Origin of the sequence: Paraburkholderia sp. BL6669N2 (assembly GCF_003387275.1) — a bacterium.
Classification (GTDB): Bacteria; Pseudomonadota; Gammaproteobacteria; order Burkholderiales; family Burkholderiaceae; genus Paraburkholderia.
In genome coordinates this window covers 2,642,955-2,657,526 of sequence record NZ_QUNA01000002.1, presented here as the reverse complement: position 1 = coordinate 2,657,526, position 14,572 = coordinate 2,642,955, and the positions used below count along the sequence as shown (strand labels likewise).

General features: G+C 61.8%; 16 protein-coding genes. 10 read left to right on the top strand and 6 right to left on the bottom strand.

What is annotated here, in order from left to right:
• Positions 1–4: 4 nt before the first annotated feature.
• The 6 genes from B0G80_RS34425 to B0G80_RS34400 all read right to left on the bottom strand — a co-directional run bounded on the left by B0G80_RS34425 (position 5) and on the right by B0G80_RS34400 (position 4,471).
• Complete coding sequence (locus B0G80_RS34425) at positions 5–439, bottom strand: PaaI family thioesterase (protein ID WP_106283056.1); 435 nt, start codon at positions 437–439, stop codon at positions 5–7.
• Between the two features lie 131 nt (positions 440–570).
• Positions 571–1,284 (bottom strand): TetR/AcrR family transcriptional regulator, encoded by a 714-nt coding sequence (locus tag B0G80_RS34420; protein WP_258879127.1) that lies wholly within the window; start codon positions 1,282–1,284, stop codon positions 571–573.
• A 97-nt stretch (positions 1,285–1,381) separates the two neighbouring features.
• Positions 1,382–1,780 (bottom strand): hypothetical protein, encoded by a 399-nt coding sequence (locus tag B0G80_RS47425; protein ID WP_258879126.1) that lies wholly within the window; start codon positions 1,778–1,780, stop codon positions 1,382–1,384.
• Between the two features lie 54 nt (positions 1,781–1,834).
• Complete coding sequence (locus B0G80_RS34410) at positions 1,835–3,121, bottom strand: CaiB/BaiF CoA-transferase family protein (RefSeq protein WP_116122252.1); 1,287 nt, start codon at positions 3,119–3,121, stop codon at positions 1,835–1,837.
• Position 3,122: 1 nt separating this feature from the next.
• Positions 3,123–3,899 (bottom strand): enoyl-CoA hydratase/isomerase family protein, encoded by a 777-nt coding sequence (locus B0G80_RS34405; RefSeq protein ID WP_116122251.1) that lies wholly within the window; start codon positions 3,897–3,899, stop codon positions 3,123–3,125.
• 275 nt (positions 3,900–4,174) lie between these two features.
• Positions 4,175–4,471: a DUF1330 domain-containing protein gene (locus tag B0G80_RS34400; protein WP_106283233.1), complete on the bottom strand. Its 297-nt coding sequence runs from the start codon at positions 4,469–4,471 to the stop codon at positions 4,175–4,177.
• A 164-nt stretch (positions 4,472–4,635) separates the two neighbouring features.
• Between B0G80_RS34400 and B0G80_RS34395 the strand changes: the two genes are divergently transcribed.
• The 10 genes from B0G80_RS34395 to B0G80_RS34350 all read left to right on the top strand — a co-directional run bounded on the left by B0G80_RS34395 (position 4,636) and on the right by B0G80_RS34350 (position 14,544).
• Positions 4,636–6,042 carry an NAD-dependent succinate-semialdehyde dehydrogenase gene (locus B0G80_RS34395; RefSeq protein ID WP_116122250.1) on the top strand — a complete coding sequence of 469 codons (1,407 nt, stop codon included), beginning with the start codon at positions 4,636–4,638 and terminating at the stop codon, positions 6,040–6,042.
• Between the two features lie 47 nt (positions 6,043–6,089).
• Positions 6,090–6,974 (top strand): 3-keto-5-aminohexanoate cleavage protein, encoded by an 885-nt coding sequence (locus B0G80_RS34390; RefSeq protein ID WP_116122249.1) that lies wholly within the window; start codon positions 6,090–6,092, stop codon positions 6,972–6,974.
• Positions 6,975–7,175: 201 nt separating this feature from the next.
• Positions 7,176–7,607 carry a tautomerase family protein gene (locus tag B0G80_RS34385; RefSeq protein ID WP_106283062.1) on the top strand — a complete coding sequence of 144 codons (432 nt, stop codon included), beginning with the start codon at positions 7,176–7,178 and terminating at the stop codon, positions 7,605–7,607.
• 116 nt (positions 7,608–7,723) lie between these two features.
• Complete coding sequence (locus B0G80_RS34380; RefSeq protein ID WP_181920120.1) at positions 7,724–8,743, top strand: zinc-dependent alcohol dehydrogenase family protein; 1,020 nt, start codon at positions 7,724–7,726, stop codon at positions 8,741–8,743.
• 95 nt (positions 8,744–8,838) lie between these two features.
• Complete coding sequence (locus B0G80_RS34375) at positions 8,839–9,750, top strand: LysR family transcriptional regulator (RefSeq protein ID WP_106283064.1); 912 nt, start codon at positions 8,839–8,841, stop codon at positions 9,748–9,750.
• Between the two features lie 163 nt (positions 9,751–9,913).
• Positions 9,914–10,144 (top strand): hypothetical protein, encoded by a 231-nt coding sequence (locus tag B0G80_RS34370; protein WP_116122247.1) that lies wholly within the window; start codon positions 9,914–9,916, stop codon positions 10,142–10,144.
• Positions 10,145–10,182: 38 nt separating this feature from the next.
• Positions 10,183–11,364, top strand: a complete 1,182-nt coding sequence (locus B0G80_RS34365) for an acetyl-CoA C-acyltransferase (protein ID WP_116122246.1) — start codon at positions 10,183–10,185, stop codon at positions 11,362–11,364.
• A 12-nt stretch (positions 11,365–11,376) separates the two neighbouring features.
• Positions 11,377–12,585: an acyl-CoA dehydrogenase family protein gene (locus B0G80_RS34360; RefSeq protein ID WP_116122245.1), complete on the top strand. Its 1,209-nt coding sequence runs from the start codon at positions 11,377–11,379 to the stop codon at positions 12,583–12,585.
• A 10-nt stretch (positions 12,586–12,595) separates the two neighbouring features.
• On the top strand, positions 12,596–13,735 hold the full coding sequence (locus tag B0G80_RS34355; RefSeq protein WP_116122244.1) for an acyl-CoA dehydrogenase family protein: 1,140 nt from the start codon (positions 12,596–12,598) through the stop codon (positions 13,733–13,735).
• A complete protein-coding gene (locus B0G80_RS34350; RefSeq protein WP_116122243.1) occupies positions 13,732–14,544 on the top strand; it encodes an oxepin-CoA hydrolase, alternative type in 813 nt (270 codons plus the stop codon). Before B0G80_RS34355 ends, B0G80_RS34350 begins: the two co-directional genes overlap by 4 nt.
• Positions 14,545–14,572: the final 28 nt, after the last annotated feature.

Sequence of the window (14,572 nt, the reverse complement as noted above, 5' to 3'; positions counted from 1 at the left end):
TGGCTCAGGTTCTCTTCAGGAAGCAGGTAGCCGTTGCCGTGGCGAGCAGCTTGCCGTCAAGAGACTTCAACGTACCTTCGGAGGTTGCGATGTTCCGCGAGAGATGGACCGTTCTGCCTTCCGCCACGACGTCCTGATCGCGCGGCACAGGTCGCAACATTTTCACTTGCAGGTCGATCGTGCCATACCCGACGCCTGGCTCCAACATCGAATGTACGGCGCAACCGGTCACGGAATCCAGTACGGTTGCCGTGAAGCCGCCGTGTACCCCGCCTAGAGGATTCAGATGCTGGCTGCTGGCGCGCGCTGTCATCTTCACATATCCGGCATCGACCTCGGCAAACGACATGGGAATCGTCTCTCCCATAGAAGCGCGAGGCAATTGGCCCGAAGCAGTTGCACGCAGCAATTCAAGACCGCTCATTTCCAATGGTTGCATCCCCTTCCTCCGAAACGCCTTTGCGTTTAAATATTCGCTTCGAAGTGTAGATGTATTGGCGCGGAATTGAACGTCGTCGGAGTTAACGCGCTGTTAACTGAAACTTGACATCAGGACAACGGCGGCGATGACTACGCTTTGGCGCGTTTGCGAGCCGTGCGCGACACCGCTTTCTTTCCGGAGAGTTCGCATTGCTGGATCACGCGCTCGAGATGATCCGGACCGGCCGCGATCGCGCTAAGCAAGGTCATCAATACAAAATCGATCAGCTTTGAGATTGAGACTTTTGTGTCGGCTCGTGGTGCGCGATTTGCCAGGATGAGCGTGGCGAGACCATGTTCCATGCTCCACGCGGCGTGCGTCACGAGCTTCAGATCGGCCTGGGACCAGCCAGTTTCGATTGCCAGTGCCTCGATCGTTTCGGAAAACAAGCCAAAAGACCGGTTACTTTCCTCGATCAGCTCTGGATACGCCTGATGCGCGACGATGCGAGGACCGATCATCAGGCCGAACAGTCCATTGTGGCGCTGTGCGAACTCAACATACTCCCGCATCATCCGGTACGCTTTGGAAAGCGCCGTATCTTCGCTGTCACGGATCGCAACGCGCAGCGCAGCGAGATCACGATAACCACTCGCCGCGATCGTCGCCAGCAATTCGTCGATACCCGAGAAATGACGCGAGGGCGCGGCTTCCGATACGCCCACCATGCGCGCGAGGTAACGCAGGCTCAAGTCCTGTGCGGATACTTCCATGAGCGCACTGCGCCCCGCTTCGATGAGCGCGTTGCGGAGATTGCCGTGGTGGTAATCCGCATTCTTCGCGATAGGTGACTTGGGACTCACGTGGCCTTCGTTCGTGGAGTAAAACAAGGAATCGATTATATATTCTGCGCGAAGAGGCACGCAGTATTGCTAATCGCGCGCTGACAACCGTAACCCGCTACGGGCATTCTAGCCGCGTAACGGCTCGGTAGGCTGCCGGTGGGCTTACCACGAGTACCTTGCGCGCCCACGCCGGCATCTTCTCATCAAATTGGGCATCGAACCGATACATCGTCAACGGGCCACAGAAGAGCCGGCGACGCTGCGCACTGCCCCCGATGCTGCAGAGAAGTACATTGCCCAATGCCCCCAATGCGCAGGCACCAGCGACCGCACGGCCGATCTCTTTGAATCCGCCGAATCCCGCTTCACGCAGTATCGTCGGGGAGAAGAAAAACAGTGTGGCGGTGGCGGCCAGCAGGCTAAAGTAGGCGGCGCTCAAGATCCAGATGGCGGGGAAGGAGGGCGTCGTCATCAGACGAAGCCTCCTCTTGACGGCTTGATTGACCACTTCCATTCGGTCCTCCGATGTCTTGTGTCGATACAGGTACTACGACGCATATCGCGGCGATCAAAGATCTTCCGTCACATTCTGCAACTCACGCGCTTGCGAAAGAACGGTGGCCCCGATCTTCGTTGCGGACGGTAGTGGGCCGCCGACCAGAATGCCAGTATCGATTGCATGGCGGATTTCGCTATCGGCCATTCCTGCTTCGCGGAACACCTGCTCGTTATGCTCGCCGCGAAACGCGGGCGCGCTGCGCATGCCAAGCTCGTCATCGGAGAAGTTCCATGGATAGCCGTGTATCAGATACGACCCGCCGCGACGATCCGAAATCTCGTGTACAGCACCCCATTGCTTTGCCCAATCGGTCTCGGCGAGTTCCTTCAGCGTACGAATTTGCCCCATCGCGATCTTGGCCTCGTCGAGTTGCGCATCGAGCGACTTGAGATCGCGGAACGACAGCATCCACGTCTGGATCACCGCGTGCAGCGCCTTGTAGTTCTGCAGGCGGCGCTCAGCGGTACTGAAACGCGGGTCCTGTGCAAGGTCCATACGGCGCATGGCGCGCAAGTAGTTCGGAAACGTGTTGCTGCCGACGATGCTTTGCGCCGCCACGAACTCTTCGCCACCGGGGCCGACGAAATGTGGTCCATCGGCGGCGCCGAGGATGCCCGGTTCGGCGCCCGTATCGACACCCGCGAGATCGAGGTGCGCGCGCTCGTTGATTGATAGCATCACTGCCGCCATGGCCACGTCGATATACTGGCCGCGCCCGGTGACTTCACGCTTGCGCACCGCCGCGAGCACGGCGATGGTCGCCTGCAGGCCCGCATAGACGTCCGCATGCGATAGGGGATCGGTCCATCTGCGGCCCTCGCCCGCACTGTCGAAATGTCGCAACGTGTTGTGCGTGAATCCCGTTTCGGCCTGCACGGTCGGTGCGTAAGCCATGCGCGACGCCCAAGGACCGCGCTGGCCATAGCCTGTGATTGATACATAGACCAGCTTTGGATTGCGGCGGGAAAGCGTGTCGTAGTCGAGTCCGAAACCCTTGAGTGTCCCGGCGCGAAAGTTTTCGACGACAATGTCGGCTTCGTCGCACAGGCGTAGCACGAACTCACGCGCGCCCGGCGCGTTCAGATCGATGCTGATATTGCGCTTGCCGCTATTTTGCTGGGCGTAGTAGCCGGACATGCCGTCGCGATTCGGGAACGCGGCACGCGATACGTCGGGCCGAGGCGGCTCGATCTTGATGACGTCAGCACCGAGATCGGCTAGCGTCCGCGCGCACAGCGGGCCGGCCAGCACGCGGGAAAAGTCGACGACCTTGAGTCCTTCGAGCGGTCCGGTCATGTCAGTTCCCTTGGAATATAGCGGTGCCAGGGCCGGCTTTGTCGAAGGCCTCCAGTCCACGTTTTAGATCCTGCGACGCCCAGATCGGCTTTTGCAGTTCGAACATCGCCTCGTCGGCAGCGGCCACGCCTTCGTTGACCGCGACCCGTACTAGCTGCTTGGTGGCTGCATGCGCGACGGTCGGACCGGCCGCCAGTTCCTGAGCGACGGACAACGCCACTTCATCGAGCTTGTCGTCGGGCACGACGAGATTGATCAAACCCCAGCGTTCGAGCGTCGCCGCGTCGTAACGACGACCGAGCAACGCGAGCTCTTTCGCACGCGCCGGACCGGCACGCATCACCTGACGCTGGATGCCGCCGAGCAGCGGGTGCAAGCCGAGCGCGACCTCGACCGAGCCGATCCTGGCTGATTCGGCGACGACGCTGAAGTCACAGGCGAGCGCCACTTCGAAGCCACCGCCGAGGCAGGTGCCGTTCACCGCGACAACGATGGGGATCGGAAGGCTTTCGAAGCCACGAAGCACCTCGAGCGGATCCATCAGTGCTTTGCCTTGTTTGGCAATACGATCCGGAAAGAGCGCCACTTCAGCGCCGGCCGAGAAATGCCGCAGACCGCTGCGCAGCAGGATCGCGCGCGAGCCGCGTTTGACCGCCTCGTCGAATTCATCGAGTAGCGCGCGATACAGCGTCGGGCCCATCAGATTGTGCGGTCGGCGGTTCATCGTAAGGACTGTTACGTGGCCTTTGATTTCGGTCTGAACAATTGCTTCGTCCATTTTTGCTCCGGGTTCTTCAGATTTGTATCTCTCGCATGCCTGTATGTTAACAAGCATAACATTTAGTCAAAAAAATAGCGCCGGCATTAACTTGAATAGGGTCGCCTCCCAGCTCCGGTGGTTGATCAATGTCAATGAGTAAAGGCACAGCTGGCGCCCATCGCGGGCCGAGCCTGTGCAGGAGGGAAGCCAACGCTCGACCAAAGTACGCAGCGATTTTTGTTCACAAGCCAAAATGTTCTCCGGAAGTCCACAGCGGGGAGCGGACGAGCATTTCAATCATCGAGGCCTGCCACGACGCGCGCGTCTCTTTCGGCGCCGTCTCCCAATACGGCCAGAGCTTCCTGATATGCCTCACTCTGAAATGTGGCGAGCGCCTGATCGAAGCTCGGGAATTCGACCACGACGGTCCGTTCCTTTATGCCAGCCTGAAACGCAACGACTTCCCCGCCTCGCACCAGAAATTTTCCACCCGCTGCTTTCACTACCTGTGTCGCGAGGACGCCGTACGCCGCGAGTTTGCTCGCGTCATGGACCGCCCGATACGCTGCCACCCAATATCCCTTTGCCATTTCGCCTTCCCATATTTGAAGAAGATACACGACAATAGTAACGGCATTAACATGAATATCAATGAGGGTTTTTCCTGGCCAAAAAAGCTGGTCGTCGAGCGTGTTAACGGTGTTAGCATTTGTCAACGCGATGACTCATTGTCAACTTTTTTGCGGAGAACTTCATGCCGTACACGACGATCAATCCTGCAAGCGGCGAACTGCTCGCCACCTACGACGATATATCCGACGAGTCGCTCGAAGCGAAACTCGCTGCCGCGCAGCGCGCTTTTGAAACCGACTGGCGTCGTCGTCCCGTCAGCGACCGGGCTCGCATCGTGTCGCGCGCTGCGACGCTGTTGCGCGAGAAGGCCGACGAATATGCGGGCTATCTGACGCTGGAAATGGGCAAGCGAAGGGGCGAAGCGCGCAAGGAAGTGGAGTCGGCGGCGAACATTCTCGACTACTACGCAAAACACGCGCATGCCTATCTGCAACCGCGCGCGCTCGATGAAGCGCCCGGTGCTGCCGTGCACATCGAGCCAATCGGTGTGCTCTTCGGCATCGAGCCGTGGAATTTCCCTTACTACCAGATTGCGCGTGTGGCCGGTCCGCAATTGATGGTCGGTAACGTGCTGCTGCTCAAGCATGCGGAAAGCGTCCCGCAATCGGCGTTGGCGTTCGCCCGGCTGTTCGAGAAAGCGGGGGCGCCGGAAGGTGTCTATACGAATCTGTTCATCTCGATCGAACAGGCTGGCCGCGTCATCGACGATCCGCGCGTGCAGGGCGTAACGCTGACGGGCAGCGAGCGCGCCGGCGCCGCCGTCGCCGAGCGTGCGGGCCGCAATCTGAAGAAGGTCGTTCTCGAACTGGGCGGCAGCGATCCGTTCATCGTGCTCGACGATGCGCCGCTCGATTGGGCGATCCAAAGCGCGGTCGCAGGCCGCATGCTCAATGCAGGTCAATGCTGCGTGGGCTCCAAGCGCATTATCGTGGTCGGCAAGGAACGCGGTGCCGCTTTTTTGGAGGGCTTCACGCAGCGGATGGCAGAGCTCGAGACGGGCGATCCAGCCGATCCGGCGACCGCCGTCGCACCGCTTTCGTCGGAGCGCGCGTTGCAGCTGCTGCTTGAGCAGATCGATCGCGCGGCTTCGCGTGGCGCTCGCATTGCGTGTGGCGGAAAACGTGTCGAGCGTCCGGGCTTCTATTTGCAACCGACTGTCCTTACCGACATCTCGCCGCAGAACCCCATCTTCGCCGAAGAACTGTTCGGCCCGGTCGCCGCTTTCTATGTCGTCGAGGACGAAGCGGCTGCGATCGCGCTAGCCAATGGGACGCCTTATGGTCTCGGTGCGTCGGTGTTTACGGCCGATACCGAACGCGGCGAGCAAGTAGCCGCACAGATCGACAGTGGCATGGTGTTCATCAATCAGCCGTTCGGCACGTCGGCGGAACTGCCGTTCGGCGGCATCAAGCGCTCAGGGTTTGGGCGAGAGCTTTCTCTGCTGGGCTTCGACGAATTCGTCAACAAGAAGCTAATCCGGGTTGCGCCCGTCGGCGCTTCACCCTTCGGCCCCGCGCGGGCCGCCTGAGCGCGCGATTGCAGCGCCTGATTCTTTTCTCTTCTTGAACAGACACCATGACGAGCAAGACGATTATCAGTTGTGCACTCACTGGCAGCGACGATACCCAGCGCGTGAACCCCGCCGTTCCGGTAACGCCCGAGCAGATTGCCAATGAGGCCATTGCTGCATGTGAAGTGGGCGCGAGCATCGCGCACATTCACGTTCGTGACCCGAAGACCGGCGCGCCAAGCACTGAGCTGGCGCACTACGGCGAAGTCGTTGCGCGCATCCGCAAAAGTGGATGCCCGATATTGATCAACCTGACGACAGGACCGGGGGCGCGTTTCGTTCCCAGCGACGAGGACCCGAACCGGGGAAGCGAACTCAGCACGATGATGACGCCCGAGGCGCGCGTGCGGCATGTGCTGGAGTTGCGCCCGGAAATCTGCACGCTGGACATCGCAACGATGAACTTCGGCAATCGCGCATTCGTGAACGTGCCCGACCATCTGATCAAGATGGCAACCTTGATTGAAGAAGCCGGCGTGAAACCGGAACTCGAGGTATTCGATCTGGGCCACGTGCGCCTCGCTCGCCATCTGATCGAAACGCAAGGCATCCTGCAGGCGCCGTTGTTCCAGTTGTGTCTTGGCGTGCCGTGGGGCGCATCCGCCGATACCGAGAGCCTTCTGCAGATGAAACGCTATCTGCCCGCGAATGCCCGCTGGTCGGCATTCGGCATCTCGCGTGCCCAGTTTCCAATCGTGGCGCAAAGCGTGATTCTCGGCGGACATGTACGCGTCGGCCTGGAGGACAACCTTTATCTGGCCAAAGGGGAACTGGCGCCGGGCAACGCGGCGCTGGTGAAACGCGCGGTCAGTATCGTCAAAAGCATCGGCGGGGAGGTGGCAACACCCGGCGAGGCGCGCAGCATACTCGGCCTTCCCCGTCGCCACTAGAACGGGTGCGACGATGTGATTGCACTTCTATGTGACGAGTCGCCATCAATGCTGCATTGTGAAAGCGTTGATTTCAAACGGTAGCCTATCCTTGGGCTATCTATCACGCCGCGTCGCTCATGTCTGGTTCGCCTTATCTTTCAAGACAACGGGATGTTCTGACATAAGAAACGCGGCATCTATTGATGTATGGAGACAAAAATGCCTTTGTGGAATATCTATCATCCCCCCGGTGCCTACACGGCTGAAGACAAGCAGGAGATGGCGAAACGAATCACCGGTATCTACATCATTCCTCCCTTTTACGTCGGCGTTCTGTTTCATGAACAGCCGAAAGACTCCTTTTTCATGGGAGGTGAGTCGCGAGGCGATTTCGTCAGAATCCGACTGGATCATTTCGCCAGACATATCGCCAACGACGTCGCGTGGACGGAGTCGTGGCTGCGCAAGGCGAACGCGGCCATTGCGCCATTCGTCCAGGAGCGGGGCTACCACTACGAACTGCATGTCGGCGAAACGCCGCAACAACTGTGGTTGATCGACGGCATTCGCCCACCTCGGCCCGATACGGAAGCTGAAAAGAAATGGAAACGCGAAAACCGGGCGTCGCCATATGAGCCGAGCGAAGGTTGAAGCGATCAGCTTCGTCTGAAGCTATTGGGGCTGAGTCTATTGATACGCTGAACCCAATCGATTGCGGTGAAAGTCCGGCTTTCGCCGCAGTCTCTCCCGACCGTATGGAAGAGCACATGAAGGCCTTGATAATCGAACGTAACGGCGAGCCGTCAGGGGTAGTCCACTGGCGTGATTTGCCCGAACCCACCCCAGCGCCCGGTGAAGTCCGCGTGAAGATGCTTCTTGCACCCGTGCATCCCTCCGACCTGCACGTGATTCGTGGTCGTTTCGCCCGTCAGCGTCAGCCGGTGCTTCCGGCGTCGCCCGGGTCCGAGGGCGTCGGCGTCATCGACGCCGTGGGCAGCGACGTGTCACGCACGCGGGTAGGAGAACGTGTTGTGTTGCTGGACGTGCCAGGAACGTGGCGAGAGCAAGTCATCAGTCCAGCCGACCGTGCGATACCGGTTCCTGCTGCAATCTCCGACGAAGACGCCGCGCAGGCCTTGATCAACCCGATGACGGCATGGGCGATGACGATGTCCGAGCATCAGCTCGAACGCGGCGACTGGTTGGTCCAGAGCGCGGCGGGCTCGACAGTCGGACGCCTCGTGCTGCAGATCGCGAAGGCACAGGGGTTCCGCACCATCAACCTCGTGCGTCGCGAAGAGCAGGTCGCCGAGATACAGGCACTGGGCGGTGACGTCGTGTTATGCACGGCTGACGAACGCTGGCCCGAGCAACTGAAAACGGCCACTGGCGACAAAGGCATCGTAAGCGCGATCGACTGCGTCGCGGGCCAGACAGGCGCCACGCTTGCGCGTCAGTTGGCCACGAATGGGCGCATGCTTGTCTACGGCGCCTTGTCATCGCATCGTCAGACGGATCCGGCGGCGTTCGAGATGCCGATTTTCGCCCCGGCGTTGATCTATTCGGCTGCCGAGGTGCGCGGCTGGCTGATCTTCTCGTGGCTCGCACGCAAAGGAGTGAGTGAAGCCAGCCAGACGCTGCGCAGTCTGCTCGATCGTATGGCCGAGGGCACCTTGAAGCCGCCGGCAGCGCAGCGCTACAGCCTCGACCGCGCACATGAAGCCTTCGTGGCTGCTGAAAGCGCCGCACACGACGCCAAGCCGCTGCTGGTGTTCGCGCAGCGCTGAGGTCCTGGCCGCGGCTGACTTAAACTGGCGGCCTATTCTGGAAATGGGAAAGCGGCCGCAGTCGATCGCCTGGCAATCACGCGCACCGTCAAATCATGGATCTGAACCTGGTCAGCCTGTTCGTCGAAATCGTCGAGTCGCGTAGCCTCAGCGCCGCCGCACGCAAACTGGGCATGACGCGCGCGAACATCAGTCAGCGGCTCAAGCTGCTGGAGCGCGAGACGGGCGCGCAACTGCTGCGCCGCTCCACACGCAGTTTCGAACTGACGCAAGCCGGCCACACGCTGTACGAATGCGGACAGCGCATGCTCGAAGACCTGAGCACGGCGAGGGCCTCGATCGACAGCCTCGGACAGACGTTGAGCGGCCGTGTTCGCATTAGCGTGCCCACGGGCTTCGGCAGGATGTTTCTCGGCGGCAAGCTGCTGGAGTTCGCGCGCATGCATCCGAACATCGCGCTCACGGTCACGTTCAACAACCGGATCGAAGACCTGATCGCAGCCGAAGTCGACGTCGCGATACGAATTACGACGACGCCGCCGCTCGATTACGTGGCGCGCGTTATCTGCTCGATCGACTGGAACCTGGTTGCGTCGGCGGACTACGTCGACAAGCACGGTCCCATCGACTGTCCGAGCGACCTCGAAAAGCAGACGCTGGTCGCATCACCTTATCCTGGCCGCCGCGTCACGATGACGCTCACGCACCGCGAGGACGAGACAGACGTCCACGTGATCACGATGCAGCCTGCGCTGCAGTCTTCGGACTATCCATTTCTGACGGAAGCCGTGTGTCAGGGCATGGGCATCGGTCTGTTGCCGGCCTACGTGCCGCTCGCTCCGATGAGCTGCGAACTGACGCGAGTCCTTCCGCATTTCCGCGTAGCCGGCATGCAGAACACGTTGTATATCGTAACGCTGCCTAATCGCTACCCGTCGCCCGCGACGCAAGCGCTGATCGACTACCTGCGCGCCGAAATCCTTTCGCTCGCGCAAGCCTGGAGCTAGACCGCCGGGCTTCACTCCGACGGGCACATCACCCCGCTCGATCAAGACTCTCCCATGTCCAGTGTCAACTTTCAGTTAACAGTTCGTCAACTGCCAGTTGGATTGTCAATGCGCGCTGCGCATTTAACAATCAGTCAACACGAAATACATGGAGACGCGGGACATGACTTCCCACTCGGCCGGACACGCCGTCAGGCGTGAGCTGCGCAACCGCATTCCTGTCGTCACTGTCGACAATCCGCCCGTCAACGCGCTGGGCGTCGCGGTGCGGTGCGCACTGAGCGACGCTATCGGAGCCGCCGAACGGGACCCGGTGTTCTGGCAGCCGTCGCCGCTGATTGTCGATCTCGTCGAGCGCGGCGCCACCCTGGCGAGCCTCAATCACACCGCCTGATCCGTTCGACTCTTCATTCCACTTTGCAGAGCCAGACCATGCGAGAAGCCGTCATTGTCTCCACCGCGCGCACGCCATTGACCAAAGCGCACCGTGGAGAATTCAACATCACACCCGGTCCCACGCTGGCTTCGTTCGCGGTGCGGGCAGTCGTCGAACGCTCGGGCGTCGACCTCGAGCTGATCGAGGACGCGATCCTCGGTTGCGGCTATCCGGAAGGCAACACGGGCCGCAACATCGCGCGCCAGACTGTGATCCGTGCGGGGTTGCCGCTGTCGATCGCGGGCACGACGGTGACGCGTTTCTGCGCATCTGGCCTGCAGGCCATCGCGATGGCGGCCGGCCGTATCGTTGTCGACGGTGCGCCGGCGATGATCGCGGGCGGCGTCGAAAGCATCTCCAGCATCCGTACGCGTGAAGACGGCGTGACCGCGCTCGACCCGTGGATCGTCGAGCACAAGCCTTCGCTCTACATGACGATGATCGATACCGCCGACATCGTGGCGCAGCGCTACGGCATCAGCCGCGAAGCGCAGGACCGTTTCTCGGTGGAAAGCCAGCGGCGCACGGCGGAGGCACAACTCGCCGGCCGCTATGCCGACGAGATCGTGCCCGTGACGACCACGATGGCCGTGACCGACAAGGAGACGGGCGCCGTCAGCCAGCGTGAGGTGACGGTCTCGGCGGATACCTGCAATCGTCCCGGCACCACCATTGAGGCGCTGGCGAAGCTCGCCCCCGTCAAAGGCCCCGACAAATTCATCACGGCAGGCAACTCGTCGCAGTTTTCCGATGGCGCATCGGCCTGCGTGATGATGGAAGCGAAAGCCGCCGAGCGCGCGAACCTCACTCCGCTCGGCGCATTCCGGGGTCTCGCGGTAGCAGGCTGCGAGCCGGATGAGATGGGCATCGGCCCGGTGCTTGCCGTACCGAAGCTGCTCGCACGCCACGGGCTGACGGTCGGCGATATCGGCCTGTGGGAACTCAACGAAGCATTCGCCTCGCAGGCGGTCTATTGCCAGCAACGCCTGGGCATTCTGTCCGAGCGCCTCAACGTCGACGGCGGCGCGATTTCCATCGGCCATCCGTACGGCATGACGGGTTCGCGCCTCGCGGGTCACGTCCTCATCGAAGGCCGGCGTCGTGGCGTGAAGTACGCGGTCGTCACGATGTGCATTGCGGGCGGCATGGGCGCCGCCGGCCTCTTCGAAATCTATTGAGAGAAACAGCATATGGATTTGAACTTCACCCCTGAGGAGGAAGCCTTTCGCCAGCAGGTCGTGCGCTTCCTGAACGACAAACTGCCCGCGCGGCTCTCCAGCAAGGTGCGCAACGGCTTGCGCCTCACGCGCGACGACATGGCCGAATGGCACGCGATCCTGAACGAACAGGGCTGGCTCGCGAATCACTGGCCCGAACAATACGGCGGTCCGGGCTGGAACGCCGTGCAGAAGTTCATCTTCGAGAACGAGTGCGCGCTGGCGGGCGCGCCGCGCATCGTGCCGTTCGGCGTAAATATGCTGGGGCCCGTGCTCATCAAGTTCGGCGACGAAGCGCAGAAGCGTCACTGGCTGCCGCGCATTCTCGATGGTTCCGACTGGTGGTGCCAAGGTTATTCGGAGCCGGGTTCGGGTTCCGATCTGGCGTCGGTCAAGACGAGCGCGGTGCGCGGCATCGATGATGAAGGCGAGCACTACATCGTCAACGGCCAGAAGACGTGGACGACGCTCGGCCAGCACGCGAACATGATCTTCTGCCTCGTGCGTACGGCGACGGATGTACGCAAGCAGGAGGGCATCAGTTTCTTGCTCGTCGACATGAATTCGCCGGGCATCGAAGTGCGTCCCGTCATCACGCTCGAAGGCGAACACGAAATCAACGAAGTGTTCTTCACCGATGTGCGCGTGCCCGCTGCGAATCTGGTCGGCGAGGAGAACCGGGGCTGGACGGTCGCGAAGTATCTGCTGACCTACGAGCGCACCAACATCGCGGGCGTCGGCTTCTCGGTCGCAGCGCTGGCGCGCTTGCGCCGCGCGGCGCAGAACGTGACGCGCAACGGCCGTCCGCTCGTCGACGATCCGCTCTTTGCGGCGCGCGTCGCCCGCGTCGAAATCGACCTGGAGAACATGAAGACGACCAACCTGCGCGTGATCGCCGCGGTAACGGGCGGCGGTGTGCCGGGCGCGGAAAGCTCGATGCTGAAGATTCGCGGCACCGAGATTCGCCAGGAACTGACGTCGCTGATGCGCCGCGCGATGGGGCCGTACGCGCAGCCCTTTGTCGAAGAAGCGCTGCACGAAGACCATGACGATGCGCCCATTGGCCCCGACGAGGCCGCGAGCGCCGCCGCGCTTTACTTCAACAACCGCAAGCTGTCGATTTTCGGCGGCTCCAATGAAATCCAGAAGAACATCATCTCGAAGATGATCCTGGGACTGTAAGAGGATCGCGATGAATTTCCAGCATACCGAAGACCGCCGCATGCTGGCGGATACGCTGAACCGTTTCGTCAGCGAGCAGTACGGCTTCGCGAAGCGCGACGAACTGGCGCGCAGCGACTCGGGCTTCAGCCGTGAACTGTGGGTTCGCTTTGCGGAACTGGGCATCGTTGGCGCGCTCTTCGACGAGGCCGACGGTGGTTTCGGCGGAAGGGGTTTCGATATTGCCGTTGTCTTCGAGAGCCTCGGACGCGGCCTGGTGGTCGAACCGTTCCTCGGCGCCCTGATTGTCGGGCGCGCGCTGGCCCTGGCTGGCAGCGACGCACAGAAGGCGCTGATTGACGGTTTGATCGAAGGCCACACTGCTGCGGCGCTTGCTCACGACGAACCCGGCTCGCACTACGAACTCGCGAAGGTGACCACGCGCGCCGTGCGCAGTTCGAATGGCTGGGTGCTGACGGGCAGGAAGGCTGTCGTCCAGCTGGGCGCCGAGGCCGACTTCTTTCTCGTCTCGGCGCGTACCAGCGGTGCCGCCGACGCCGAAGAGGGCATCTCGCTCTTCGTCGTTCCGCGCGAGACGGAAGGCGTCGCGCTGCGCGGCTACGGAAAGATCGACGGCGGGCGCGCTGCCGAAATCTGCCTCAACGAAGTGTGTCTTCCCGACACGGCATTGCTCGGCGAACGCGATGCGGGCTTCACGACGCTCGAGTACAGCATTGGCGCGGGTGTGCTCGCATTGTGCGCCGAGGCGCTCGGCGCGATGGACGTCGCGAAGGAACACACGCTTGAGTACCTGCGCACGCGCAAGCAGTTTGGCGTCGCGATCGGCAGCTTCCAGGCATTGCAGCACCGCATGGCTGATCTGTTGCTGGAGATCGAGCAGGCCCGCTCTGCGGTGATCAATGCGGCCGCCGCGTTTGGCGCGGGCCGGGTAGAACGCGAACGCGCGCTGTCGGCGGCGAAGTACACGATCGGCCGCGTCGGTGCGCAGGTCGCCGAAGAATCCATCCAGTTGCACGGCGGCATCGGCATGACATGGGAACTGCCGCTTGCCCACTACGCGAAGCGCCTCGTGATGATCGACCATCAACTGGGCGATGAAGACCACCATCTCGAACGCTACATCACCTTGAACCGGAGTGAATCACGATGAACGAACCTATCCTTGCACGCCGCGAAGGCGCGGTGCAGGTGCTGTCCTTCAACAATCCGTCTGCGCGCAATGCGCTCACAGCCGAGGTGTACGCGGCGCTTCCGGCTGCCATCGAAGCGGCGCAAAACGATCGGGAAGTCGGCGCTATCGTGCTGACAGGCGTGGGCGGCGCGTTCTGCGCGGGCGGCGACCTGAAACGGCTGGCGCAGCGGCGCCTGGCGACGCCGTCCGAGCGGCGCGCGGGCATCGAAGGTCTGCACAACATGATTCGCTCGCTGCGCGACTGCGGCAAGCCAGTGATCGCAGCCGTCGAAGGCGCGGCAGCCGGCGCGGGGCTCTCGATCGCACTCGCATGCGACATGCTCGTGACCGCGCGCAACGCGTCGTTCTCCGTGGCCTACGTCAAGGTGGGCCTGTCGCCCGACGGCGGGGCGACGGCGTTTCTGTCCGGTGTCGTCTCCCGGCAGCTGATGACGGAGCTGTGTCTGACGGGGCGGCCCGTCACGGGCGAACGCATGCATGCACTCGGCGTCGCGAATCGACTCGCCGAGCCGGGCAGCGCGCTGTCGGAAGCCGTGGCGCTCGCGCAATCGCTCGCGGCGGGACCCGAGCGCGCGATCGCACGGATCAAGAGTCTGTGCCGCCACGCGGGTGGAAACACGGTGGACGCGCAGCTCGACCTCGAAGCCGATTACATGGCGGAATCGCTTGGCGACGATGAATCCGCCGAAGGCATCAACGCCTTTTTCGAGAAGCGCGCCGCCGATTTTTCGGCGTTGCGCCGTGCGTCCGAAGTCAGTTCGTGCTAGACGCGGCGCCTTCGTCACTCTTTGTCAT